The following is a 24,600-nucleotide window of genomic DNA, read 5'->3' on the forward strand; positions in this document are numbered from 1 at the left end:
TGCGGTCAAAATTTAAAGAAGCGGTGCGGCTTATGAACATTCTCGAAAATCTTAATATTGATGTGCTATTGAAAAGATTAGAATTTAGTAATAATGAAGAATTGAGATTCCTTGAAAAGAAACTCACAAACATGAGAACTGGTCAAATTGGTGAAGAACGACTGGCTAAAGTATTTGAAAATTATCAATTCCCTTTTTGTTATCAAGTATTGAATGGTGTTTCTTTAAATGTAGAAGCGGGAGGGAAATTTCAAACAGATTGTCTTGTCATTACCACCAATCTAATATTTTTGCTTGAAAGCAAAAATATTAGTGGGAAACTATATTTTGAGAAAAATCCCGAAAGACTAGTCCGCGAAAGAGAAAACGGACAAATAGACATTTATGAAAGTCCTGAAGTCCAAGTTGAAAGAAATGTCATCTTATTCAAGCGTTGGTTGGACGAACGAAATATTAACATCCCAGTTATAGGTTCGGCAGTATTTACTAGTGCAGTCCATCCTATCATCGTAAAAGAACCTCAAAGAATCCCTGCTCTCTTTCCAAAATCCGTTTTTGTTTTTATTCAAAAGATATGGAATGAATACCAAAATCGAACACAGTATTTATCCATTGAAGGTATTGAAAGATTAAGCGAACAAATCCGGACTGAAAGTATAAAGAACCGGTATAATCAATTTCCAGTAAAATTAGTTTGGAGTAATGAAAATAACATTAGGTTGATTAACGGTGTTCGCTGTTTAAAGTGTGGAAAGATAGGCATGATTCGAAACTACGGATATTGGGTATGTTCGTGTGGACATAAAGATAAAATTGCCCACATACCAACATTACAAGAGTGGTTTATGTTGAATAAAGAGACAATTACGAATAAAGAGTGTCGGGACTATTTGCTGATTGAGGATCGGCATTTGATCAAACGTCTACTTAAAAATGAGAATATTCTCGAATTCGGAAATACAAAGGGCACTTACTATAAGTGGAACTGGTGATTTAGTTAAAAGTTGGACCTCCTTTCAGTTGTGAAAGGAGGTTTCTTGTTTTTTTGTATTCGGTGCTGGAATTGATGGGTTGCCAGGTGTTGAAATTGCTCAATTCGGGGAGAAAGTCGCTCAATTCAGGCCAAAAGTCGCTCAATTGATGAAGGGAAAGTTGAAGTTGCTCAATTCCGCGAAAAAGTTGCTCAATTCACTGGAGAAGTTGCTCAATTCACCGGAGAAGTTGCTCAAATCGGGGAGAAAGTCGCTCAATTAAGGCCAAAAGTCGCTCAATTAATGAAGGGAAAGTTGAAGTTGCTCAAATCTGGGAGAAAGTCGCTCAATTCAGGCCAAAAGTCGCTCAATTAATGAAGGGAAAGTTGAAGTTGCTCAATTCCGCGAAAAAGTTGCTCAATTCACCGGAGAAGTTGCTCAATTCACCAGAAAAGTCGCTCAATTCACCCCAATGTCGCTCAATTAAACCGATTAGTTAGCCAAAGACTCTGCAATAGCCGGAGTCCCTCATAATAAATTTCAAAAGGAACTATAAAGGTGAACAATACTCTTCTTGATTGTCCAGAGTCGTGTTAATATTAAGGGTGAGAGTGGGGCAAATAGCTATATGCTTTGGAAATTCGGAATCGCAATTCGTAATCCACAATCTGCACTTATATTTACTGAATTTTAACCACTTATCAAACAATAATGAATCGAGCGAGTTGTTTTGAAAAAGTTACTAACATTTATCATTCTGATCGTAGGTATCTACCTATTCTTATATATAAATAATTATTGGATCGTTACATCTGAGCATGTGTTTGAATCGGAAAAGGTGCCCGAAAGTTTTGATGGGTTCCGCATTACGCAAGTTTCTGATTTACATGATGCTGTGTTTGGTGATAAACAAGAAAAACTTATTGAAAAAGTGCGAGAAACCAATCCTGACGTAATTTTTATTACTGGAGACGTAATTGATAGTAACCGATATAATCTCGAGCAAAGTCTAGATGCTGTTCGTGAATTCGTTAAAATTGCTAATGTGTATTATGTTATTGGGAATCATGAGGTTGCGAGTAATAAAGTTGACGAAATCTATGACGTAATGAAACAAATTGGGGTAACAATTTTACCAAATGTGGCCACAACGATTGAACGAAATGGTGAAAGGATCGAACTAATTGGGGTTGAAGATCCGTTAAATGGACATGATCCGCAATGGATGCTTGATGTTGCGAGAAATGGAAGTAATGGAGAATCACTACAAATTTTATTAGCGCACCGTCCGGAATTCTTTGCAACGTATGTAGCTAATAATTTGGATATGGTTTTCTCAGGGCATGCACACGGAGGGCAAGTTCGTATTCCTTTTGTAGGTGGACTTGTAGCACCTGGTCAAGGGTTTTGGCCGACATATACTGCAGGGTCGTACTCTGAAAAAACGACAATTATGTTTGTTAGTAGAGGACTTGGAAATAGTACCGTACCTTTCCGTATTTTGAACTTGCCTGAGATTGTTGTTGTCGAATTAAAATCAAAATAAATTACAAAAGGCGAGCATTGTAGCTCGCCTTTCCTTTTTATAATAGAACATTTTTCATTTCATTTAATAGTGATTCTGCGGATATGATCTTTTCGCCGCCACCTTGGACAAGTGCATCATTACCGCCACCTTTACCATTGATTAATGGTAAAACCTTCGTTGAAACTTCCTTCATATTTAAGCCTAGGTTAGCTCCCTTCGCCGCAACAAATTGAAGTTTCCCTTCATTTTCAGAAACAAGTAAAGCGACAACATCCTGATTATCGGCAACAATTGCGCGGCCAAGTTTTTGTAAAGTTTGAACGGTACGGTTTTCAAAGTTAACTGCAACAATATTATTTTCACGTGAGTTATTTACAAGTTCTTTTGCCTCAAAAACAAGTAATGCATCTTGTGCTTCTCCTAAAGACTTTTCAGTAGACTTTGCATCTTTCATTACTTTCTGAAGTGCAACTGCAGCTTCTTCTTCTGGAACACTTAAGTTTCGTGCAACCTCAGATAAGACTCTTTTCCTCATAGCTAATTGTTTTAGAACTCGATTCCCACAAACAAAGGATACTCGAATATTTTTCTTCATTTTTTCAATACCCATTATTTTTAGTAAACTAACTTGTCCAGTTGAAGTAGGGTGGGTGCCCCCGCAACCATTGTAATCGTAGTTTGGAATGATGACTAAGCGAATATCTTCTTCCACAGATACATCTTTACGTAGAGGATATTCAGAGAGCTCCTCTTTCGTAATCCACTTTGTTTCAATAGGTCTGTTCTCTAAAATGATTTCATTTGCACGTTTCTCAACAAGTGCTAGTTGTTCCTCAGTAACGGAATCTGTATTTAAGTCAATCGTGACAATTTCAGAACCTAAATGGAAGCTAACAGTGGCGAAGTCAAAGAGTTCTACAAAAGTAGCAGATAAAATATGTTGGCCACAATGTTGTTGCATATGGTCAAATCGGCGATCCCAATCTAAAATACCAGTCACTTCGCCAGTTAACGTCACAGAATCCCCTTCAAGATAATGTCTAATCTCATTCTTAACTTTTTCAACATCGATAACTCGTACACCATTAATTACCCCTGTATCATGAGGTTGGCCACCACCAGTTGGATAAAATGCTGTATTTGACAATACTACATATGGACGTCCATCTTCTTCAACACCCGAACGTTCAACGTTTGCTTTAAATTCTCTTATCATAGAATCTTGATAATAGTATAAGTCTTTCATCGATATGCCCCTTTTTATAATTATAGTCTTATTTTTTCATACTTTCGTTTAACTGTCATTTAGCATACTTCATAATAGTTGCAATTAATTGACCGAGGACGTTATTTGTTTATTATTAAAGAATGAATAGACTTTGTGTAAGAAAAAAGGAGAAGTTAAATGGAAATTAGACAATATTCTATAGAAGAGATAAAAGATCCGACTAACATAATTGAAGGAAAACGTTTTGAAGTGTTATTAGATGTTGAAATCGATGAAGAAGACGAATTATATTCTGAGGCAGGTATTGAAATTCGTGTGATTGTTGGTCAAAAAGAGGATGACATTCGAATTGTAAATTACTTCATTATTGATAAAAAGGACAACAGCTATTTAGACTTTGCTCTAGAAGAAGAAGAAGAGGAAATGATTTTATCATTTTGCCGTGAAGAATTACAAAAAGAAGACCAATAACTCTATTAACAAATAACCCAGCAATCGCTCCAAATTGCTGGGTTATTTCACGTATAAAAGGGAGCTTAAACCATGTAAACAACAAATAAACTAATGTAATAATTTAAGTTCGAGATAAATCAGCGCTTGGACAACCGATGTTTTTCATATATTAGATTATTCCACCATATAATTATCAGAAATTTCTATTAAATGAATTTTAATGATAGATAAAAGAATGTGTTATCTGTTATAATACTGATAATTATGTTTGGAGTCTGTGTTATTACAGCCACTCTATACTTGAAGAATTAGATAGTGTATCAATTCGATAGGGGGATAGGGAATTGTCTATTTTAAAGGGGTTAAAAATTCTTGATTTTTCGTCTTTATTGCCAGGATCATTTACAACGATGATGTTTGCTGATCTCGGTGCAGATATTATTCATGTTGAGTCAGAACGTCGAGTGGACCTTATGAGGATTATGCCACCATATGATGAACAAAAAGAATCCTATATTCACCAACATCTTAATCGATCGAAAAAGTCGCTATCATTAAATTTAAAAACAAAAGAAGCAATTGAAATTGTTAAAAAACTTGTATTGGAATATGACATCGTAATCGAAGGGTTTCGTCCTGGTGTGATGGGGCGATTAGGAATTGACTATGAAACTTTAAAACAAATAAATCCTAAGCTAATCTATTGTTCAATTACCGGATTTGGTCAAACGGGGCCATATCGTAATCGACCAGGACATGATATTAATTATCTATCTGTAAGTGGTATTCTTGATTATTCTAGGTTAAAGGATAAAAAACCTGTACCTATGGGAATCCAAATTGCAGATCTTGCAGGTGGATCATTGTATGCTGCGGTAGGGATATTAGCCTGTGCACTTAATCGTGAAAAAACAGGTGAAGGTAAATACCTTGATATATCTATGACAGACGCAGTCTTCACATTAAATGCATTATACGGTTCTGCCTTTTTGGGAAGTGGCGTTTTACCGAAAGCGGAAGAAGAAATTTTAAATGGCGGGACTTTTTATGATTATTACCGAACAAAAGATGGTAGGTATTTTTCCGTCGGTAGTTTAGAACCGCAGTTTCGAAAGTTATTATGTGAAGCATTAGATATTCCAGAATTAATTGATAGTACGTTTAATGCTTCAAGTTATACACAAAAACGATTTAAAGAAGCGATCAAAGATGCCTTTTTAACAAAGACCTTTGATGAATGGATGCACGTGTTCGGTGATGATTTTGAAGGTTGCGTTGAGCCCGTCCTTACCTTTGAAGAGGCAAGTAACCATCCACAATTAAAAGCTCGAAACATGGTTGTAAATATCCAAAAGGAAAATGGAGATGTACAAAAACAGATTGGTTCACCTTTTAAGATTCGTGATGTTGAACCAACTTATCATTTCGCTGGAGTAAAACTTGGTGCCCATACAGAAGAGATATTAAAAAAAATCGGTTATTCAGAAGAGGAAATAAAACGCTTACAGAATAAAGGTATTCTACAATAAAAAGGACATCCGGGCGATCTTAATTAAGTTAAGTCGTTCGGATGTCTTATTTTACATAACTCGCAACAAAATTACGTAGCTGATTGAAGTCTTCATCCATTTTTAAATACTTCGCATAAACTTCCATTAATTTATCAAATAAATCGTAGTGCTTAGTTGCAAATAACGTTTTTAAAATATTGCTTATATGCCTTGAAGACATAATTGCAATTTCATAATATGGGCTATCTTCTTGTTGATAATGCTGAAGCCACAAATCTAAGGAATGTTTAATATGTTGAGGCGAATGATCGACAATAAATATGATATCTCTTTGAACGGTTGCCTCAATACGATGTAGAGAATTATCTTCAATGTCAATTTGATTTAAATACTCGTAAATGGCTGTACATGAAGCAATCTCATTGTCTTTCAGTAAACGAAGTGCATCATGAAAATGTTTTTTATGAACATATGCATCTATTAATATATAAAATATTTTTTCTATATAATTTTTGTTATACAGTTTTATGAGTGTGCTTGGCTCTGGTTTAATATTAGGAATGACATCACTAAACTCAACGATCAGTTCAATTGCATGATTGTTTAATCGATCCTTTTGTATTAAGTATTCTCCATAAGCAATTGTACTATCAAAATCTAATTTCTTATAAGAATCAATTGCTAACATATAAGTAAGGACCGTTTCTTCTTTCTCCGTTAATGCCCATCTGCCATCTCCCCATGAATCATATACATTTTGAATGATTTTAGAAAGTTTCTGACGATGTCTTTTTCCACCATTATAGTGAGATGTAACATTAATTAATTGAAGTTCTTTTAAATGAAACGAGCGAGGATTCGAATACTCTAGTTCCATAATTAATTCATGAATCAAACTAATTGTTTTATAAGTAGAATACAATTCCTCTAAGTGTAATTTTAATTGTTTCATTAAGTTTACAGAATCATCAATTGATAAAACAGGTGTTTGCAAAAAAATAGAATAGATTTTTTTAGTGAATAACATTTTCCAAAATTGTTCTTTTTGGTTATATACTACATGGATAAAATACTTATTTCCAACGCGATAGAGGTATATACAATTCAGTCCACCTACTTGATTTGTCATTTCGATTTCTTTACCGAAAACAAGACTTATGACGTGGTCAAATCGAAGGTGATGGTGAATGTTTAAATGTTGAAAAATTGCCTGTTTTCCATTCGCTGAGTTGAAGAAATGTTGTAATCGATCATTTGCGTGATAAAGGTCAATGGAAGTATCTTGTAATTTATCAAAAAGAAATAAATCTATATTTCCCCAGTATTCATTTACAATTTTCATAATTGTATTTAGTGCTTTATCTTTTCTTAAGAGAATAAAATCGAGAGGAATCACTGCACCAAATAAAGGGTGGATTTGTAAATGGTCGCCATTTAGATGTGAATATTCTTGAATAGTAGATTCAAATAATTTGCCAATTTGCCCAGCTGTCTTTTTATAAATTGTCTCATCATACTGTAACAAAGTGCTTTCACCTCTCATAAGTCGCGTTCCTAACAAAAATATAACAAATTCTCCAACGTAATGGTGAAATTGAAATAAAAAAAGTCTGAAAAGTGACTTCTTTTCAAACAAACGTTACTTCCTATTTTTGTTTTTGACTGTATAAGTTGCTAGAATAGTAATGATATATACAACAATCGTAAAGATTAAGTTGGCTGTAGAGATTTCTCCCGTAGCTATAAAAATTCTAATTAGGTTAATAGTAAATATAGCACATACTATTAGGCATATATAGAAAGGCCATTTTTCTTTATTTTGTACCAAGGAAAATATCCTTTCTCATTCATAATCTTAGTAACAAGCATACATTATTCACAATAATTATATAATTAGAATTGGAAATCATTACTAAATTATCTGTTTGGTTTCGTAATTAGGAAAGGTATACAAACATATGACATACTTATCAATGATTTTTTTCCAAATTGTTGCTCCTATTCTAGTCCTACTAATCATTGGCGCGATTCTACAAAGGAAATTTTCATTTAATTTAAAAGCATTATCACAGCTGATCACATACTGTTTTATGCCTGTAGCCGTTTTTATGAACTTGTATGAAACAACTGTAAATTTAAGCGTATTAGCACAGGTTGCTATATTTATTATTTTATTTATCGGTAGTCAAATGATCATAAGTCATTACATTGCTAAACTACTGAAGTTAAATCGTACTGAATCGGCTGTATTTAAAAACAGTGTTGTTCTAATTAACTCAGGTAATTATGGTATTCCGGTTGCGCAATTAGTGTTCCATTCACAGCCTATTGGCGTCGCTATTCAAGTCATTCTCGTTATTTTTCAAAACGTAACGACTTATACATATGGGTTATATAATTTGATTTCGGCTACGAAATCAGGCAGTCAAATATTAAAGGACTTTTTAAAAATGCCTATCGTTCATGCCTTAGTGATTGGTGTTATTCTTAATATATTAAATATCAAGCTTCCGGTTACTTTAGAAATTCCCTTAAATCATATTTCTGAAGGATTTATTGCAGTCGCCCTAATTACATTGGGTGCTCAGTTATCTCAAATTGAAATTCGGACAATGATCAATAAAACCATTGTGATTAGTTGTTTTACAAGATTAGTAGTTGGACCTGCAATTGCCTTACTCGTTATTTGGATTCTCGGACTGGATGGGGTTGTAGCGCAGTCATTATTTATCGCTAGTTCTTTCCCAACTTCAAGAAATAGTTCAAGTTTAGCGCTCGAATATGATGTGGAATCAAATACAGCGGCACAAACAGTTCTTTTTTCCACTATTGTTAGCTGTCTGACGGTTACTTTCGTTATTTATCTATCAACGATTTTATTTGCTTAACTTATGAGAGTCACAAGTAGTTAAATTATATAAATAAAAAAATCCCTATCTCTATTACGTAAAGATTAGGGATTTTTTATTTGGATAGTGGATAACAATGTAAAGTATAGTAGTGATCATTTCGTAAAGAAATGTGTAAGCAGAGACACTACTTATAGATTCATAGAATTAATTATCTTGTTGCTACAGTATTTTCGTATGGATTAGATAGATCCATTCCATCTAGAGTAAGACCCATAGCTTTTGCAACACCTTCACCGTAAGCTGGATCTGCTAAGTAGCAGTGTAAGATGTGTTTGCGTTTGATGAATTCTTCAACACCAGCCATGTTGTCAGCTGTGTTTTGGAATAGACGTTCTTGTTCTTCAGCAGACATTAAACGGAATAACTTACCTGGTTGTTCGAAGTAGTTATTATCGTCTTCTGCGAAGTCATAAATATCAGCTGGACCATCTAAAGCAAGAGCCGGATCTTTATATTGTGGCTGAGCTTGTAGCGCACCATAGCTATTTGGATAGTAACTTAATGCACTACCGTTGTTTCCGTCAACACGACCTTGACCATCGCGGTGGTATGCGATGAATGGGCAACGTGGTTTGTTAACTGGAATTTGGTAATGGTTCACACCTAAACGGTAACGAGTAGCATCTGCATAAGCAAATAGACGAGCTTGTAACATACGGTCAGGTGAGAATGAAATACCAGGAACTACGTTAGATGGAGCGAAAGCAGCTTGTTCTACATCAGCAAAGTAGTTTTCTGGGTTACGGTTTAACTCGAATTCACCAACTGGAATTAGTGGGTATTCTGATTTGTACCAAACTTTTGTTAAATCGAACGGATTGTCTTTGTGATTTCTAGCTTGTTCTTCAGTCATCACTTGGATGTACATTTTCCATTTAGGGAAATCACCTTTTTCGATTGCTTCGAATAGGTCACGTTGTGAAGATTCACGGTCTTGACCGATTAATTTTGCAGCTTCTTCGCTAGTTAAGTTTTTAATACCTTGTTCAGTACGGAAGTGGAATTTCACATATACACGTTCTCCAGCTTCGTTAATCATAGAGTAAGTATGTGAACCAAATCCGTGCATATTACGGTAACCAGCTGGAATACCACGGTCAGACATTACGATTGTTACTTGGTGTAATGCTTCTGGTAAACTAGTCCAGAAATCCCAGTTACTATTTGCGTTGTGCATATTCGTTTTAGGATCACGTTTTACAACGTGGTTTAAATCTGGGAAGTGTAATGGGTCACGGAAGAAGAATACAGGTGTATTGTTACCAACTAAATCCCAGTTACCTTCTTCAGTATAGAATTTTAATGCGAAACCACGAATATCGCGTTCTGCATCAGCAGCACCACGTTCACCAGCAACTGTTGAGAAACGAGCGAACATTTCTGTTTTCTTACCAACTTCAGAGAAGATTTTTGCTTTTGTATATTTAGTTATATCATGCGTTACAGTGAATGTACCAAATGCACCTGAACCTTTTGCGTGCATACGACGTTCTGGAATCACTTCACGGTTAAAGTTAGCTAATTTTTCAATTAAGAATACATCTTGTAAAAGAATTGGGCCACGACGACCTGCTGTTTGTACATTATCGTTACTTACAACTGGAGCACCAGTAGTTGTTGTTAAACGTTGATTGTTTGAGTTTGTCACGTTTTTACCTCCTAAAAATTTAAATCTCTTCGAAAGACAGTATAACAAATCTAAAATAAAATTTCTACTAAATTATAATAATTCTTTTTAAGGAATTGTTGTATTTTGTCGAAACCCAATTATCTATTGGTTTTAAAAGTTATTCTTACTTCTTTTTAAGTGAGAAACCTATATATAAAGTTATATGAATGGATAGAGCTAATCATAGAGGTTTGAAATTTGTCGAATAATGCGAGATTTTTTAATCATCTTACATGAGAAACTTATATATTAGGGAATAAAATACTCCTACAGGTTTATTTCTCATTGAAAATAAGAGTATCTAATTGAAAATGAAATGATGTGAATTGACTTATTAGTGGTATGATTGAACCATTCATTTTATTGACGAAACAGAAATTTTAGTTTTTTAAAGTACCGTCATTATTGCTGGGTAATAAACCAAAATGGATCAGCTGCACAACAATTTAAGATATTTGAACAACAAGAAAAAGAAAGTAATCGTCAAGTAACTGGGGATTGGAAATGGTTAATCCCACCTATGTCACCTGCGACAACTCATATTTATCATCAGCCAATTGCCAACATAATTAAAAAGCCGAATTATTTTTATCAAAAAGCACCCGATAATGAAATGTATTTGAAATAAAATAAAGTGGTACAATTGGGCAACCAGCTGTACCACTTTCATTATTTAGTTTCTGAAATTAGTTCCATTAACTCATCTCGGTCGATAAGGAAAACGTCGTTTGTTTCCGCTAGCTTCTCTGCCTGCTTAGTAAAATAGCTATTGGTGATTACCCAGGCTTCCGTTGCTTCATACATTTTCAAAGCACCGATTATTTCTTGAACAGCTTTTACTCCAACAGAACCAGAATATCTTTTTGCTTGAACTGCAATAATATCTTCGGTATCTTCTAATATTAAGTCTGCGCCATAGTCAGAAGAAGCTTTTGTATAAGATACTTTGAATCCTCTTTTTTCAAATAGCTTTCCAAGATATTGTTCAAATTCTTCGCCTGTCATTTCATCGATCTCATAGATTCCGGCTTTTCTAAATTTTGCTGTAGCACGGGATTTTAACCAAATTTTAAAAATGATAAATAAGAGAAGTGCTAGGGAAAATGCTATAACAATTCCTTCTACTGATTTTGTATAATACCAACCGAGTAAACCTATGAATAATAATATTAATATAGGAAGGAGTCGAATAGGCTTTTTTTCTTTTTCTTTCCTCTTTCGCAAATAACGTTACTCCCTTTTACATAAAGTTAAAGCTATTGTAACACAAAAGGGTACATATGTTTGCATATAATGCACGGAACATGTGAATTAACCATTAATTTATCATACATAAGACGATAATAAACACTAATAACCTAAGCCAAATCTTAGATTATAAGTAATTCATAATACTTATCGAAATTATATAGAAGAAAATACTAACAATAAGTCATATATAAAATAAATCTTTTCTAATGATCTGAAAAAAGTTATAATATATGTTTTGTAAACGATATCTAAATTTTTGAACTAGCTATACTGTCTTTTAGATGACATCAAAGGAGATTACATCATGAGTGAAAATCGGACAGGCACACAATCTAATCAACAACAATTAAAACGCAATTTAAAAAGTCGTCATATAGCAATGATTTCTTTAGGCGGAACAATAGGGACAGGCTTATTTTTAGCAAGTGGGGCATCCATTGCAGAAGCTGGACCTGGAGGTGCGTTAGTTGCATATGCTGTAATTGGTATTATGGTCTACTTTTTAATGACAAGTTTAGGTGAAATGGCTGCTTATATGCCAACATCTGGATCCTTTAGTACATATGCCACGAAGTTTGTAGATCCTGCGTTTGGTTTTGCAATGGGTTGGAACTATTGGTATAACTGGGCAATTACAATAGCTGCAGAGATTTCAGCTGTATCCTTAATTATGAAATTTTGGTTTCCTGATAGCTCCTCAGTACTTTGGATTATATTATTTATAGCTGTTGTGTTAACTTTTAATTTGCTTTCCGTTAGAGCATATGGGGAAAGTGAATATTGGTTTGCAATGATTAAAGTTGCGACGGTTATTGTATTTATCGTCGTTTCATTTTTAATGATCTTTGGGATCCTAGGTGGTAATGACCCAGTTGGTTTTGAAAACTTCATTGTAGGAGACGCACCGTTTAACGGAGGATTCTTTGCGATCTTTGGTATCTTCTTAGCTGCAGGTTTTTCATTCCAAGGGACTGAACTACTAGGGATTACAGCGGGTGAAACAGACGACCCAGGAAAAAATATCCCAAGAGCAGTTCGTTCTGTCTTTTGGAGAATTTTATTATTCTATATTTTAGCCATTCTTGCGATTGGTTTATTGATTCCATATACAGACCCGCGTTTACTTTCAGAGGATATTGCTGTATCACCATTTACACTAGTATTTGATAAAATAGGTATTGCTTTTGCAGCTTCTGTTATGAACGCAATTATATTAACAGCTATGCTTTCTGCTGGTAATTCTGGACTTTACGCATCATCTCGAATGCTTTGGCAGCTCGCAGTTGATGGCAAAGCACCTAAGATTTTTGCAAAGTTAAGTAAAAATGGCATACCTGTTTATGCATTATTAGCAACTTTAGCTGTTGGTTCTTTAGCATTTTTATCTTCATTCTTTGGTGATGGAGTCGTTTATATGTGGTTATTAAATGCTTCAGGCTTATCAGGTTTTATTGCCTGGGTAGGAATTGCAATTAGCCATTATCGATTCCGAAGAGCCTTAATCGTCCAAGGTCGTGGCGTAGATCAACTACCATACAAAGCTAAATTTTTCCCGTTCGGTCCTCTATTCGCATTAGCAGTATGTATAATCGTCATTTTGGGTCAAAACTACACTGCTTTTACAGGTGGTTCAATTGATTGGTATGGTGTGACAGTATCGTATATCGGTATTCCATTATTTTTAATATTATGGCTTGGTTATAAAATAAGACATAAAACAAAAGTTGTACCATTAGATAAATGTGACCTAGATCATGAATAATAAAAAATCAACAAATCTTTTTTAACTGAGATTTGTTGATTTTTTTTACATAAACTGAAATTGAATCAAATCAAAATAGTTAAAAACATTTGTATGTTGTTATAATGGACATAAATACAAAGAATTAGAACGATAAAGGATGTCGAGAATATGACTGTGTCAGAGGGGTTTTACAAAAAGATTAAACAGTGGATGGTCGATCCGAAATCTGAAAAGGTAGCATATTTACCCTTTCAATCGAATGGTAACCCATATAAAGCGAACGTATTTATAGTGGGAGCAGTACCAGAACCTTACTTAGAAATTGAAAAAGATGATTTACTATTTTATTCTCATTTTTTAGTAAATCCTGTTGAATACCAAGAGCTATTTTCTGAAGATGGTGGGCCAATCTCTCGTGAATATAAAGGTTGTTTAAACTTTATGGAATGGATGAAGAAACAATTTAATGAAACGGTTGTCTTATCTTACCTAAATAGTGTTAACGTTGAAAGTACAAAAGATTTTATTGAACTGAAAAAACAAGAAAGTCCTATATATAAAAGAGGACTAGAACTGTTTAAAGTAATGGTAAATGAATTTAAACCAAAAGTAGTGATTGTACAAGGTGCAGCGAATTGGAAACAATTCCTCGCTCAATATGGGGAACAGTTAATCGACCTAGAAGGTCACGAGCAATCTGTCCAACAACTAGAGTCTCACGGGGTAGTTGCAAAACTTCCGTTAGAAACTGGGGAATTGGTTAATGTTTTAGCTTGCCGAAGCTTAAGCAACTTCGGTAAAACAGGTACAACTTTTGGAGATTTAAAAGGTAATTTAAGTGAATTATTGCAAAATTAAATATAATGGAAATTCAGAAAGAGCGAACGTTTAGTGAAAAAACCTCCTGTTTCGTTCATCATTTCCGAATGATTTTTAGAAAATTAGAAAAACCTATTGCATTCGACATAATTCGTGTTTATAATGAGGTGCGTTGTTAACTAAATATTTTAAAATTTAATAGATAACTCATATAATCGCGGGAATATGGCTCGCAAGTTTCTACCGATTTACCGTAAATAAATCGACTATGAGAGACAATAAAAATAGATAATACTTTATATTATCTATTTGCTTTCGATTTTTTAACCCGAAAGGCTTGTTGACTCATAGAGTAAATAAGCTTTCGGGTTTTTTATTTTTCAGATGAGTATTTTACTAGAAGGGAAGTCATCTTTTTGAATTTACTAAAAGAGAAAATTATCAGTGAAGGTAAAGTTTTATCAGATACAGTATTAAAAGTAGACTCATTTTTAAATCATCAAATTGATCCACTTTTAATGAAAGAAATTGGAGAAGAATTTGCCAATCGATTTACGGATGAGGTTATTACAAAAATCTTAACAATTGAATCTTCAGGAATCGCGCCATCAACAATGTTAGGTTTAACAATTGGTGCTCCAGTAGTATTCGCTCGTAAAAGAAAATCATTAACATTATCGGGTAATGTTTATACTTCAAAGGTTCATTCATTTACAAAAAATGAAACGAATGAAATTTCGGTATCCAAAGACTTCATATCATCAGATGATAATGTCCTAATTGTGGATGATTTCTTGGCTAACGGTGAAGCAGTAAAAGGGTTGCTAGATATTGCGAAACAAGCAGGAGCAACAATAGTTGGTGTAGGGATTGTAATAGAGAAAGGATTCCAACAAGGTGGACAACTACTACGTGAACAGGGGTTACGAATTGAATCACTGGCAAATATTAAATCTTTAGCTAATGGCAAAATTGAATTTTTTGATTAACCAAAATTAAATCGGAGGATTAAAACCATGAATAACGCAAAAGCGTTTACGCTAGGAATTCAACATTTACTTGCAATGTATGCTGGAGCCATATTAGTTCCTATTATTATAGGTGGTTCACTAGGCTTTTCACATGAACAGATGACCTATTTAGTTGCCATCGATATTATGATGTGTGGTGTTGCAACTTTGCTGCAAGTGATGAAACGAAAGTTCTTTGGGATTGGATTACCAGTTGTTCTAGGATGTACATTTACAGCAGTATTCCCAATTATCGCGATTGGTGCAGATAAAGGAATTGGAGCTATTTATGGAGCAGTTATTGCTTCTGGTATTATTGTTGTTTTAATTTCTAGTTTCTTCGGTAAGTTAGTGAAATTTTTCCCACCAATCGTAACAGGCTCAGTTGTTACTATTATTGGAATCTCTTTAATACCTGTAGCCATCAACAATATGGGTGGTGGCCAAGGAGCAGAAAATTTTGGTTCTTCTACTAATATAGCGCTAGCAATGGCTACATTAATTATTATTCTATTAATCTATCGCTTTACTACAGGCTTTATACGTTCAATTTCTATCCTATTAGGCTTAGTAATCGGTACGATTATTGCTAGTTTTATGGGTAAAACTGATTTTTCTCCGGTTGTTGAGGCAGGTTGGCTACATATTGTACAACCATTCTATTTTGGTACCCCAACATTTGACATAGGTGCGATTATTACGATGACACTAGTTGCAATGGTATCTCTAGTAGAATCTACTGGTGTTTACTATGCATTAAGCGATATTACAAAACAACAAATAGAATCAAAGGATTTATCAAAGGGATATCGATCTGAAGGATTAGCATCTATTATTGGCGGGATTTTCAATGCATTTCCTTATACTACGTTTTCACAAAATGTAGGTTTAGTAAAAATGACTGGTGTGAAGGAACGTAAAGTCATTTTCATCACTGGATCATTATTAGTATTACTTGGTTTTTTACCAAAGGTAGCTGCGTTAACAACAATTATCCCTACATCAGTGCTTGGTGGTGCAATGCTTGCGATGTTTGGTATGGTTGTAACTCAAGGAATAACAATGCTTGCCCCTGAAATTGTGCGCTCACCTGAAAACGCAATGGTAGCAGCAGTTGCAGTTGGGTTAGGAGCTGGGGTTGTATTTGTACCTAATATCTTTGCTGTTCTTCCTGAGTGGATTTCTATCTTAACTTCTAATGGAATTGTATGTGGTTCAGTAACAGCGATTGTATTAAATATTGTGTTTAATATGATTGGTACAAAAAAAGAAGATCCAATGCATGCTGTAACTGTTGAGGTAAAATAGTAAAAAGGTGTTTCTAACTTACGAGAGTTAGAAACACCTTTTTATCTTGATAGAACTTCATCTAATGTAGGAAGAGATTCAATTGCGCCTATTTTTTCACAAGCTATTGCTCCAACTTTATTGCTAAATTGTATAATATCTGTCCAATCCATAATAGTAAGTAACTTCGGGTTTTCTAGTTTGTCTAATTGATATAAAGTTGCACCAACAAAAGCATCACCAGCCCCGGTAGAATCTATCGCTTGAATTGAGATACTTGGAACGATTGTAGTTTGACCTTTTAAAGAGAAGAAAGTGCCAACTTTTCCTAACGTTACAGCAATACTTTCGACACCGAAAGAGTGCAAGATTAGAACTGCTTTTCCAATAGTTGGTTCGTTCGTTAATACATAGAGTTCTTCCTCACTAACTTTAATGAAGTCACAATACGGTATACAATCAAAAACGTGCTTTTTAAATAGTTCTACATTATCTCCCCATAAATCTGTTCGATAATTAGGGTCAAAGGTAATGTAATGATTATGATTTTTTGCATACGCCATTAAGTTTTTATATGTTTGTTGAAATGGTTGTGTCAAAAGAGCGGTCGCTGAACCAAAGTGAACAATGTTTACAGAAGTAAGTGCAGCTAGTGGTATTTCATCCATTGTTAAATTAGCATCTGCACCTCGATTAAATACAAAATCTCTTTGTCCATCTTCTTGTAATGACACAAAAGCTAGGGTAGTTGGAGCGTGGTTGTCTTTTAATAATAAATCTGTGCAAACACCAATTGAATTCAATGTAGATTCGAGAAAAAGACCAAAAGGATCATTTCCAACTTTACCTAAGAAACGTGCCTTCCCACCTAGTTTTGCAACTGCTGCACAAACGTTTGCTGGTGCCCCTCCAGCCTTTTTAATAAATATTGAACCTTCTTTCAAGTCTACGTTTATTTCATTACAGAAAAAGTCAATTAATAATTCCCCAACACATAAAATAGATTCTCTCATTGTTTATCCTTTCATAGTAACAATTTCAATAAGCCTTCGATTCATTAAATAAATTATAAAACCTTTTTTCGTAGTCTTTTATGATACTAACAAATTATTATATTAATGAAAAATATTTGAAATTTTCTGTTCCGTAATATATAAATGGAGTTTAAATTTTGTTAAAATTACTATTTATAGAAGAATAATAGGAATTAAAGACTATTGAAAAATACAAGATGTTAAATGTATTATATTCATATCTTTTTACTATGAATTGAAGGAGCTGTGTTTATGGCTTATATGATAATAACAGGATTGATTTGCGGTGCGTTGCTTGGATTCGTTATGCAAAGAGGTCGATTTTGTTTAACTGGTGGATTCCGTGATATGTATTTAGCTAAAAATAATCGCATGTTTTATGCATTGTTAATAGCTATTGCTGTTCAAAGTGTAGGAGTCTTTTTATTAATAGATTTAGGAGTCTTTGAATATTCTGCAGGGACGTTGCCAATTGTATCTGTAGTTGTCGGATCTTTTATTTTCGGTATCGGTATTATATTAGCAGGGGGCTGTGCAACTGGTACATGGTATCGTGCGGGTGAAGGACTAATTGGAAGCTGGATAGCGTTAGCTGGATATATGCTGATGAGTACAATTATGAAATCAGGTGTATTAGCACCATTTAATCAGAAAATGCAACAAAGTTCTGTATTACCTACTAACTCAATTGCTGATACTTTTGGAATCAATCATTGGTTTATTGTCATTCCATTTGTAGCGATTGTTGTGTTTATTGTATTTAAACAATTATCAAAACCAAAAGTTGCTATTCCTTCATTGAAAGCAAAACGTACAGGTTTAGCACATATTTTATTTGAAAAACGTTGGAATCCGTTTATTACGGCAGCTTTAATAGGTGTTATTGCATTGATTGCTTGGCCATTAAGTGCAGCAACTGGCCGTGTATTTGGACTTGGAATTACAACTCCATCGGCAAATATTCTTCAATATTTAACAACTGGTGATAGCGCGTTTCTTAACTGGGGAGTCTTTTTAGTTTTAGGTATTTTTGCTGGCTCATTTTTTGCTGCAAAAGCAAGCAAAGAGTTTCGCTTTAGAATGCCTGATGTTAAAACGGGAATTAACAGTTTCGTTGGTGGTAATTTAATGGGTGTTGGCGCTAGTCTTGCAGGTGGTTGTTCAATCGGAAATGGCTTAGTTATGACAGCTGTAATGACTTGGCAAGGTTGGATTGGCTTAATCTTTATGATTTTAGGGACTTGGACTGCATCATATTTCGTATATGTTCGTCCACGTCAGAAAGCCAAAGCTGCAAAATTAAAAGAGCAAGTAGTAACAGCCTAATTTTAGGAGGGAAATCTTATGATCAAGAAATTAGAAGTATTAGGTATGGTTTGTCCATTTCCTTTAATTGAAGCGCAGGAAGCAATTCAAGAGCTTAATTCTGGCGACGAATTAGTGGTAGATTTTGATTGTACACAAGGTACTGAATCAATTCCTCGTTGGGCAGCGGAAGAAGGGCATACAGTAACGAACTTCGAACAAATTGATGAAGCTGCATGGACGATTACTATTCAAAAGAACTAGTTTATGTAAAATAAAGTGAACCCTATTCTGTAATTGAGGATTACGGAATAGGGTTCTTTATTATAATCGGTGAATTAATTTCTAATATTAATTAAATTACTTACTTATTCTGCATTTGGATGAATCATTTTCTTAGGATCAATATATTGTTCAAATTGCTCTTCTGTTAGCAATTCAAGAGCTAATGCCGCTTCTTTTAAAGTAGTTCCTTCTTTATGAGCCTTCTTTGCAATTTTAGCCGCATTTTCGTAGCCGATATAAGGATTTAATGCAGTAACTAGCATTAATGAATTTTCTAGGTTGCGTTCTAAAACTTCATGATTGGGTTCAATTCCAACTGCACAGTTATCATTAAATGATTTCATCGAATCTGCTAATAATCTTACGGATTGTAAGAAGTTATAAATAATAACTGGTTTAAATACGTTTAATTCAAAGTTACCTTGGCTCGCTGCAAAAGCGATCGTTGCATCATTTCCTACAACTTGAGTAACAACCATCGTTAATGCTTCAGACTGAGTAGGGTTTACTTTACCTGGCATGATGGAACTTCCTGGCTCGTTTTCAGGAATCGTAATTTCACCAATACCGCTTCGAGGGCCACTTGCTAACCAACGAACGTCATTTGCAATCTTCATTAAATCTACTGCTAATGCTTTGATCGCGCCGTGAGCTGTAACAATTTCATCATGGCTCGTTAATGCGTGGAATTTATTCACTGAAGAAGTGAATGTTTTACCTGTAATTGTGCTAATCTCTTCTGCCACCATATCCCCAAATTTAGGATGTGCATTAATGCCAGTACCTACTGCTGTACCACCAATAGCAAGTTCTTTTAAAAATTCTGTTGTTACTTCAATCATTTTTTCAGATTTAACAAGCATATGATGCCAACCACTGATTTCTTGACCAAGTGTTAATGGCGTTGCATCCTGTAAGTGAGTACGGCCAATTTTAATAATATCTTTAAAGCTTTCCGATTTTTCTTTTAAAGTATTTTTTAATAACTGAAGTCTTGGTAATAAATAATCTTCAACTGCTTCAACAGCAGCAACATGTAGAGCTGTAGGGAATGTATCGTTAGAGCTTTGTGATTTATTGACATCATCATTTGGATGAATGCGTTCAGTAGATCCTTGTTCCTCAAGTAGTTGATTTGCGCGGTGAGCGATTACTTCGTTTACATTCATGTTTGATTGAGTACCGCTACCTGTTTGCCAAACTACGAGTGGGAATTCGTCATCCCATTTACCTGCGATGATTTCATCTGCGGCAGATACAATTGCTTTTGCTTTCATTTCAGAAAGCTTTCCAAGTTTATTGTTAGTGATTGCCGCAGCTTTCTTTAAAATTGCAAATGCACGAATAATTTCAACCGGCATTTTTTCTGTTCCAATTTGGAAGTTCTCTTTACTTCTTTGAGTTTGAGCACCCCAAATTTTATCAGCTGGTACGCGAATTTCACCAAGCGTGTCTTTTTCAATACGATAATCCATAATACCAACACCCCTTATATTGTTATAATTTAGTTATACATTAAAGAAGAACACTATATCTAGTAATAAGGCTGCAACAATGTAAAATGTTGCAGCCTCGTAAGTGTCAAATGACACGATATATCAATAGGGAAAAGGAGTCAGTTGCTTGAGAAAATGTATATTGGAGACTCCTTAAGTTTTGATGAGAATTATATTTAAGAGAGACTTATAGGGGGGGTACAACTCAAAAAGCAATTCTCAACGATAATGATAATCGTTATCAATTAGGTTGTCAACTAAAATCATAAAATAAATAAACACCGCCTTAAAAAGAAAGCTTGTAGCTTTCCATCATTAAGCGGTGCTTTAGGAAATATTCAATTGATGTCACCTCAAGGTTAAATAATTTTCACATAAAAATCTTTTCCGTTATTAATCAATGGAACAAGACTTGAATTTTTATGTTGATAGTAGTCTGCAATGGACTTTGCAAATCCTGAATAGCCATTTAAGAAGGTGCCATGAATTAGTTCCTTTCCAGGATTATGAAACTCAAAATACATTCTAATATCATTTGGCATTGATTCTAAAATTTCATAGAGATCATTAATCGGAATATGAATCCCTCTTGTATAACGACATTCCCTTTTATAAGTGTCATGTGATACATTAATCGGAGTGGATTCTACAACAATTTGAACATCTTCCATCTAAACAACTCCTTTTGTATGATATTTTTTACATAAATAGGTAATACCTAACCTATTTTTAATATTATAGCAAAACAAATGCATAGTTGTCAGAAAATTTTGTAAAAATTATTATAAAATTATTTTAAGTATATTAAAATTGATAAACTTTCATACAGAAAAATTTCATGATGTACCAAAAATTGTGAAAGTCATGAATACGCCAAGGCGCAATTGATTTACCAATCAGATTGTTGAAGCTCCTCAGCAATGATTTGAAGATCATATGCATTGACTAATATTATTTCATAATCATGATTCTCGATATATTGATCTGCTAATCGTTTAAGATACTTAGGGGAACCTTCATTTTCTTCATCGTAAATTAATAACAGTGCATCTGTATTTTGAATGATGAATTTATCTTTTTCTATAAACTGCCATGATGCTTCATAAGGTCGTTTTGTCACGCTAGTAACAAAATCTGCTTGTCCTAAAATATAAGCATATTTCTGTTGTTTTACTTCGTTCCAATTTTTTTCTTGTTCTAGAAATGGTGTGATGATTGAATATTTCAAATGTGTAAATTCTTTTCGAAGATCAATGACTACTTCTGCAGCCCAAGTTTCAACACCTTGACCTCCACTAATTACGACCCACTCTAATCCATCATCTAGCAATTTTCTTAACTCATTTTCAATCGCTTTCTTAATTATTGATATGCCGGGATGTTTATCGTTAAATATACCAAGTTCGTGTGCGCGGTATCCTGATATGTAGAGAGTTTTAATCATATTTACTTTACTCCTTATATGTATTTCTTACCTTTACTATATAGCATTCACAACAAAACGAAAAAAGAAGTTATTCGAAGTGTGTTCGAATAACCTCTTTCGTGAATATAAAAAATCTTGAAGATTAAGCAAATACTTTTTTAATTCTTTCAAGTGCCCAATCTATTTCTTCTTTACTAATAACTAAAGGTGGTGCAAAACGAATAACGTAATCATGAGTCTCTTTACATAATAAGCCTAAGCTCATTAATTGTTCGCAATATTTACGAGCTGGTACTGTTAACTCAATACCGATAAATAAACCTTTACCGCGAACTTCTTTTATTTCAGGGTTATTAATAGTACGTAATTGTTCTTGGAAATAGTTACCCAATTCTAACGAACGTTCAGTTAAATTCTCTTCTTCAAGAACTTCTAGGGAAGCTATAGAAACTGCACAAGCTAATGGATTCCCACCGAAAGTTGAACCATGTGAACCAGGATTTAATACGCCAAGAATATCACTGTTTGCACAAACAGCAGAAATTGGCATAACACCGCCGCCAAGCGCTTTACCAAGAATAATGACATCTGGTGTAACATCGTCCCATTGGTGTGCGAATATTTTACCTGTACGCGAAAGTCCAGTTTGAATTTCATCCGTAATGAACAATACGTTATTTTCTTTACATAGTTGTTCCGCTTGTTTTAAAAATCCTTCTGGTGGTATTACGATTCCTGCTTCTCCTTGAATTGGTTCAACGATAAAAGCAGCAGTGTTTGGAGTAATGGCCGCTTTAAGTGCATCAATATCTCCATAAGGGATTAATTTAAATCCTTCTAGCATAGGGCCAAATCCACGTTTATATTCAGCTTCTGATGATAATGAAACTGCTGCCATAGTACGGCCATGGAAGTTCCCATTACAGCCGATAATTTCTGCTTTATTTGCTTCAACACCTTTTACTTCATAAGCCCAACGACGAGAAACTTTAATCGCAGATTCAACTGCCTCCGCACCAGTATTCATTGGTAGAATCATATTTTTGCCAGTTAATTTTGTTAGTTTTTCGTACCAAGGGCCTAGTTGATCATTATGGAAAGCGCGTGAAGTTAAAGTAACACGGTCTGCTTGATCCTTTAATGCTTGAATAATTTTTGGATGACGGTGACCTTGGTTAACTGCTGAGTATGCAGAAAGCATATCCATATATTTATTGCCTTCAGGATCTTTTACCCAAACCCCTTCAGCTTCCGATACGACAATTGGTAGTGGATGATAATTGTGGGCACCTAATGTTTCAGTTTGTTTAATAAGGTTTTCAGATGTTGTGTTCGTCAAAGTAATTCCTCCTTATAAATATAAAATGTCCTATATCAGAAAATGTGAAATCCAAAAAGAATTAACACGAGACAAATGAGAAAAAGTTAGTCTACTTATTATTTCTAAATGCAAAACCAAAAACCCTTCATTTCCAACCATACTTAGTTATGTTAATTTTACACCATTTATCCATAACTAAAAGGTATAACGTTATTTGGAGTCGAATGGTTGTTTGCTTGCCACAATTAATGAAAGATTACCAATAAAACTTAATATTTGGAAATGGATTTTCGCAAAGTCATCTATAGTTTTCCCCTTATAATCTTCTAACCACTCTTGGAACAGACCTAAGATAGCAGAAGTAAAAAATTCTGAAAAATATCTCTTGAATTCTTCTTGAGCAAGCATTGGTGAATATTCGGATAAACGTACAATAAGTGTATCTTTCAGTATTTCCTTCATTTTTTCCGAAAAGGAGGGGTCACCTTGATTCCCAAGAGCCAGTTTCATCCTACTCTGGTGGAATGAAACGCAGACTATCATTAGCTATTGCACTTATTCAAAATCCTAAAATATTAATTTTTTGATGGATGGTTACAAATGGATGATGGTGTCATGTTACTTACATTATTAAATGATCAGCCTTCAAGAGCGAGTGCAGTAAAAATGCAACTTGCACAAACAATTAATTCATCTTAATGAAACGATACTTGTTTTTCATTAATAATGGCTGGTTATTTTTGTTGCAAATAAAGGATTGTTTCTAAAAACACTATTGCTGTTCAATCCGCAATTTAGAACCTCTAAGCTGGTCTTGTATAAACAAATCAATCATTTCTATCAATTTTTCAGGTGTTTCGTCCATTTCCCCCATTAACCAACTTTCTACAAGTGAAGCGAGAGAAACTGTGAAGAAATGAGTTAGGAAAGACATATAATCTTTTGGGGCATGAAGCTTTTCTCCAAATTCCGATACAACACGACCAATGATGTTATAGATATCCGTATAGAAGAATCTTTTTAAATGGCTTCGCCCAAGCGACCGTAAAGCACAAGTTGAAAATTCTCGGTTTTCATCAAGGTAATGAAATAGTTGTAATAATCCTTCTTGCCAAACATTAACACTTTCATGAGCAGCTAGTAACTGTAATGCTTCTTGTTGAAAAGTCCATTTCAAAAGGTCATAAATGTCCTCAAAGTGATAATAAAACGTTTGGCGATTAACGCCAGCGTTATCTGTTAGTTCGCGAATTGATATTTTTTCAAAGGATTTAGTCTTCATCAATTCCTTTAAAGAAGTGGCAAGTATACGTTTTGTTTCGATACTATTTTTCAATGATAAAACCTCGC

23 protein-coding genes, 1 pseudogene and 1 riboswitch are annotated in these 24,600 nt (G+C 34.3%); of the genes and pseudogenes, 13 read left to right on the forward strand and 11 right to left on the reverse strand.

Going from position 1 to position 24,600, the window contains the following annotated elements:
- The first annotated feature begins 68 nt into the window (after positions 1 to 68).
- Positions 69 to 992, forward strand: coding sequence for a nuclease-related domain-containing protein (locus tag ACOQFO_RS06075; protein ID WP_421688805.1), 924 nt, complete (start codon positions 69 to 71; stop codon positions 990 to 992).
- Positions 993 to 1,701: 709 nt separating this feature from the next.
- Entirely contained in the window at positions 1,702 to 2,517 is an 816-nt protein-coding gene (locus ACOQFO_RS06080) for a metallophosphoesterase (protein ID WP_421688806.1), read from the forward strand.
- Between the two features lie 37 nt (positions 2,518 to 2,554).
- On the opposite strand, the gene ACOQFO_RS06085 is transcribed toward ACOQFO_RS06080, so the two are convergent.
- On the reverse strand, positions 2,555 to 3,745 hold the full coding sequence (locus tag ACOQFO_RS06085) for an alanyl-tRNA editing protein (RefSeq protein ID WP_421688807.1): 1,191 nt from the start codon (positions 3,743 to 3,745) through the stop codon (positions 2,555 to 2,557).
- Between the two features lie 159 nt (positions 3,746 to 3,904).
- Between ACOQFO_RS06085 and ACOQFO_RS06090 the strand changes: the two genes are divergently transcribed.
- Entirely contained in the window at positions 3,905 to 4,198 is a 294-nt protein-coding gene (locus ACOQFO_RS06090; protein WP_421688808.1) for a DUF6509 family protein, read from the forward strand.
- A gap of 326 nt (positions 4,199 to 4,524) precedes the next feature.
- Positions 4,525 to 5,709, forward strand: a complete 1,185-nt coding sequence (locus ACOQFO_RS06095) for a CaiB/BaiF CoA transferase family protein (RefSeq protein WP_421688809.1) — start codon at positions 4,525 to 4,527, stop codon at positions 5,707 to 5,709.
- 46 nt (positions 5,710 to 5,755) lie between these two features.
- On the opposite strand, the gene ACOQFO_RS06100 is transcribed toward ACOQFO_RS06095, so the two are convergent.
- Positions 5,756 to 7,216: a hypothetical protein gene (locus ACOQFO_RS06100; RefSeq protein ID WP_421688810.1), complete on the reverse strand. Its 1,461-nt coding sequence runs from the start codon at positions 7,214 to 7,216 to the stop codon at positions 5,756 to 5,758.
- 433 nt (positions 7,217 to 7,649) lie between these two features.
- Here ACOQFO_RS06100 and ACOQFO_RS06105 point away from each other — a divergent pair, with 433 nt between their 5' ends.
- Positions 7,650 to 8,579, forward strand: coding sequence for an AEC family transporter (locus ACOQFO_RS06105; protein ID WP_421688811.1), 930 nt, complete (start codon positions 7,650 to 7,652; stop codon positions 8,577 to 8,579).
- A gap of 172 nt (positions 8,580 to 8,751) precedes the next feature.
- Here the strand turns inward: ACOQFO_RS06105 and ACOQFO_RS06110 are convergent, their stop codons facing one another.
- The gene (locus ACOQFO_RS06110) at positions 8,752 to 10,251 is read right to left on the reverse strand and encodes a catalase (protein ID WP_421688812.1); all 1,500 of its coding nucleotides are present in this window, start codon (positions 10,249 to 10,251) and stop codon (positions 8,752 to 8,754) included.
- A gap of 436 nt (positions 10,252 to 10,687) precedes the next feature.
- Here ACOQFO_RS06110 and ACOQFO_RS06115 point away from each other — a divergent pair, with 436 nt between their 5' ends.
- The gene (locus ACOQFO_RS06115; protein ID WP_421688837.1) at positions 10,688 to 10,900 is read left to right on the forward strand and encodes a nitric oxide synthase oxygenase; all 213 of its coding nucleotides are present in this window, start codon (positions 10,688 to 10,690) and stop codon (positions 10,898 to 10,900) included.
- Between the two features lie 41 nt (positions 10,901 to 10,941).
- Here ACOQFO_RS06115 and ACOQFO_RS06120 read toward each other — a convergent pair whose 3' ends face one another.
- Positions 10,942 to 11,496 (reverse strand): restriction endonuclease, encoded by a 555-nt coding sequence (locus ACOQFO_RS06120; RefSeq protein WP_421688813.1) that lies wholly within the window; start codon positions 11,494 to 11,496, stop codon positions 10,942 to 10,944.
- Positions 11,497 to 11,827: 331 nt separating this feature from the next.
- Here ACOQFO_RS06120 and ACOQFO_RS06125 point away from each other — a divergent pair, with 331 nt between their 5' ends.
- The 4 genes from ACOQFO_RS06125 (at position 11,828) to ACOQFO_RS06140 (ending at position 16,404) form a co-directional block, all read left to right on the forward strand.
- Positions 11,828 to 13,285, forward strand: coding sequence for an amino acid permease (locus ACOQFO_RS06125; protein WP_421688814.1), 1,458 nt, complete (start codon positions 11,828 to 11,830; stop codon positions 13,283 to 13,285).
- A 150-nt stretch (positions 13,286 to 13,435) separates the two neighbouring features.
- Entirely contained in the window at positions 13,436 to 14,125 is a 690-nt protein-coding gene (locus ACOQFO_RS06130; RefSeq protein WP_421688815.1) for a hypothetical protein, read from the forward strand.
- 148 nt (positions 14,126 to 14,273) lie between these two features.
- A riboswitch (purine riboswitch) is annotated at positions 14,274 to 14,375 on the forward strand.
- Positions 14,376 to 14,502: 127 nt separating this feature from the next.
- Positions 14,503 to 15,075: a xanthine phosphoribosyltransferase gene (locus ACOQFO_RS06135; protein ID WP_421688816.1), complete on the forward strand. Its 573-nt coding sequence runs from the start codon at positions 14,503 to 14,505 to the stop codon at positions 15,073 to 15,075.
- 27 nt (positions 15,076 to 15,102) lie between these two features.
- Positions 15,103 to 16,404 carry a nucleobase:cation symporter-2 family protein gene (locus ACOQFO_RS06140; protein ID WP_421688817.1) on the forward strand — a complete coding sequence of 434 codons (1,302 nt, stop codon included), beginning with the start codon at positions 15,103 to 15,105 and terminating at the stop codon, positions 16,402 to 16,404.
- 41 nt (positions 16,405 to 16,445) lie between these two features.
- On the opposite strand, the gene ACOQFO_RS06145 is transcribed toward ACOQFO_RS06140, so the two are convergent.
- Positions 16,446 to 17,396 (reverse strand): carbohydrate kinase family protein, encoded by a 951-nt coding sequence (locus tag ACOQFO_RS06145; protein ID WP_421688818.1) that lies wholly within the window; start codon positions 17,394 to 17,396, stop codon positions 16,446 to 16,448.
- 273 nt (positions 17,397 to 17,669) lie between these two features.
- Here ACOQFO_RS06145 and ACOQFO_RS06150 point away from each other — a divergent pair, with 273 nt between their 5' ends.
- Together ACOQFO_RS06150 and ACOQFO_RS06155 are read left to right on the forward strand one after the other, a co-directional pair.
- On the forward strand, positions 17,670 to 18,743 hold the full coding sequence (locus ACOQFO_RS06150) for a YeeE/YedE thiosulfate transporter family protein (protein ID WP_421688819.1): 1,074 nt from the start codon (positions 17,670 to 17,672) through the stop codon (positions 18,741 to 18,743).
- Between the two features lie 18 nt (positions 18,744 to 18,761).
- Positions 18,762 to 18,986: a sulfurtransferase TusA family protein gene (locus tag ACOQFO_RS06155; RefSeq protein WP_421688820.1), complete on the forward strand. Its 225-nt coding sequence runs from the start codon at positions 18,762 to 18,764 to the stop codon at positions 18,984 to 18,986.
- A gap of 104 nt (positions 18,987 to 19,090) precedes the next feature.
- On the opposite strand, the gene fumC is transcribed toward ACOQFO_RS06155, so the two are convergent.
- The 5 genes from fumC to ACOQFO_RS06180 all read right to left on the reverse strand — a co-directional run bounded on the left by fumC (position 19,091) and on the right by ACOQFO_RS06180 (position 23,754).
- Entirely contained in the window at positions 19,091 to 20,482 is a 1,392-nt protein-coding gene (gene fumC, locus ACOQFO_RS06160; protein WP_421688821.1) for a class II fumarate hydratase, read from the reverse strand.
- Between the two features lie 380 nt (positions 20,483 to 20,862).
- Positions 20,863 to 21,174 (reverse strand): hypothetical protein, encoded by a 312-nt coding sequence (locus ACOQFO_RS06165; RefSeq protein ID WP_421688822.1) that lies wholly within the window; start codon positions 21,172 to 21,174, stop codon positions 20,863 to 20,865.
- 218 nt (positions 21,175 to 21,392) lie between these two features.
- The gene (locus ACOQFO_RS06170; RefSeq protein ID WP_421688823.1) at positions 21,393 to 21,947 is read right to left on the reverse strand and encodes an SLOG family protein; all 555 of its coding nucleotides are present in this window, start codon (positions 21,945 to 21,947) and stop codon (positions 21,393 to 21,395) included.
- A 124-nt stretch (positions 21,948 to 22,071) separates the two neighbouring features.
- Positions 22,072 to 23,268 (reverse strand): ornithine--oxo-acid transaminase, encoded by a 1,197-nt coding sequence (locus tag ACOQFO_RS06175; RefSeq protein ID WP_421688824.1) that lies wholly within the window; start codon positions 23,266 to 23,268, stop codon positions 22,072 to 22,074.
- A 192-nt stretch (positions 23,269 to 23,460) separates the two neighbouring features.
- Positions 23,461 to 23,754: a TetR-like C-terminal domain-containing protein gene (locus ACOQFO_RS06180; RefSeq protein ID WP_421688838.1), complete on the reverse strand. Its 294-nt coding sequence runs from the start codon at positions 23,752 to 23,754 to the stop codon at positions 23,461 to 23,463.
- On the opposite strand from ACOQFO_RS06180, the pseudogene ACOQFO_RS06185 reads away from it, so the two are divergent.
- Positions 23,754 to 23,831, forward strand: a pseudogene (locus ACOQFO_RS06185) (ATP-binding cassette domain-containing protein); the annotation flags it as partial. The gene ACOQFO_RS06180 and the pseudogene ACOQFO_RS06185 sit on opposite strands and share 1 nt — an antisense overlap.
- 191 nt (positions 23,832 to 24,022) lie before the next feature.
- Here ACOQFO_RS06185 and ACOQFO_RS06190 read toward each other — a convergent pair.
- On the reverse strand, positions 24,023 to 24,586 hold the full coding sequence (locus ACOQFO_RS06190) for a TetR/AcrR family transcriptional regulator (protein WP_421688825.1): 564 nt from the start codon (positions 24,584 to 24,586) through the stop codon (positions 24,023 to 24,025).
- Between the last annotated feature and the right edge of the window lie 14 nt (positions 24,587 to 24,600).

It is taken from the genome of Ureibacillus sp. MALMAid1270 (assembly GCF_049202975.1).
GTDB lineage: Bacteria > Bacillota > Bacilli > Bacillales_A > Planococcaceae > Ureibacillus.

Excerpts from the sequence above, each read along its gene's own strand:
- ACOQFO_RS06140 (WP_421688817.1), top strand. The coding sequence starts at position 15,103 with ATGAATAACGCAAAAGCGTTTACGCTAGGAATTCAACATTTACTTGCA.
- ACOQFO_RS06145 (WP_421688818.1), bottom strand. The coding sequence starts at position 17,396 with ATGAGAGAATCTATTTTATGTGTTGGGGAATTATTAATTGACTTTTTC.
- ACOQFO_RS06165 (WP_421688822.1), bottom strand. The coding sequence starts at position 21,174 with ATGGAAGATGTTCAAATTGTTGTAGAATCCACTCCGATTAATGTATCA.
- ACOQFO_RS06090 (WP_421688808.1), top strand. The coding sequence starts at position 3,905 with ATGGAAATTAGACAATATTCTATAGAAGAGATAAAAGATCCGACTAAC.
- ACOQFO_RS06170 (WP_421688823.1), bottom strand. The coding sequence starts at position 21,947 with ATGATTAAAACTCTCTACATATCAGGATACCGCGCACACGAACTTGGT.
- ACOQFO_RS06125 (WP_421688814.1), top strand. The coding sequence starts at position 11,828 with ATGAGTGAAAATCGGACAGGCACACAATCTAATCAACAACAATTAAAA.
- ACOQFO_RS06105 (WP_421688811.1), top strand. The coding sequence starts at position 7,650 with ATGACATACTTATCAATGATTTTTTTCCAAATTGTTGCTCCTATTCTA.
- fumC (WP_421688821.1), bottom strand. The coding sequence starts at position 20,482 with ATGGATTATCGTATTGAAAAAGACACGCTTGGTGAAATTCGCGTACCA.
- ACOQFO_RS06085 (WP_421688807.1), bottom strand. The coding sequence starts at position 3,745 with ATGAAAGACTTATACTATTATCAAGATTCTATGATAAGAGAATTTAAA.
- ACOQFO_RS06130 (WP_421688815.1), top strand. The coding sequence starts at position 13,436 with ATGACTGTGTCAGAGGGGTTTTACAAAAAGATTAAACAGTGGATGGTC.
- ACOQFO_RS06155 (WP_421688820.1), top strand. The coding sequence starts at position 18,762 with ATGATCAAGAAATTAGAAGTATTAGGTATGGTTTGTCCATTTCCTTTA.
- ACOQFO_RS06150 (WP_421688819.1), top strand. The coding sequence starts at position 17,670 with ATGGCTTATATGATAATAACAGGATTGATTTGCGGTGCGTTGCTTGGA.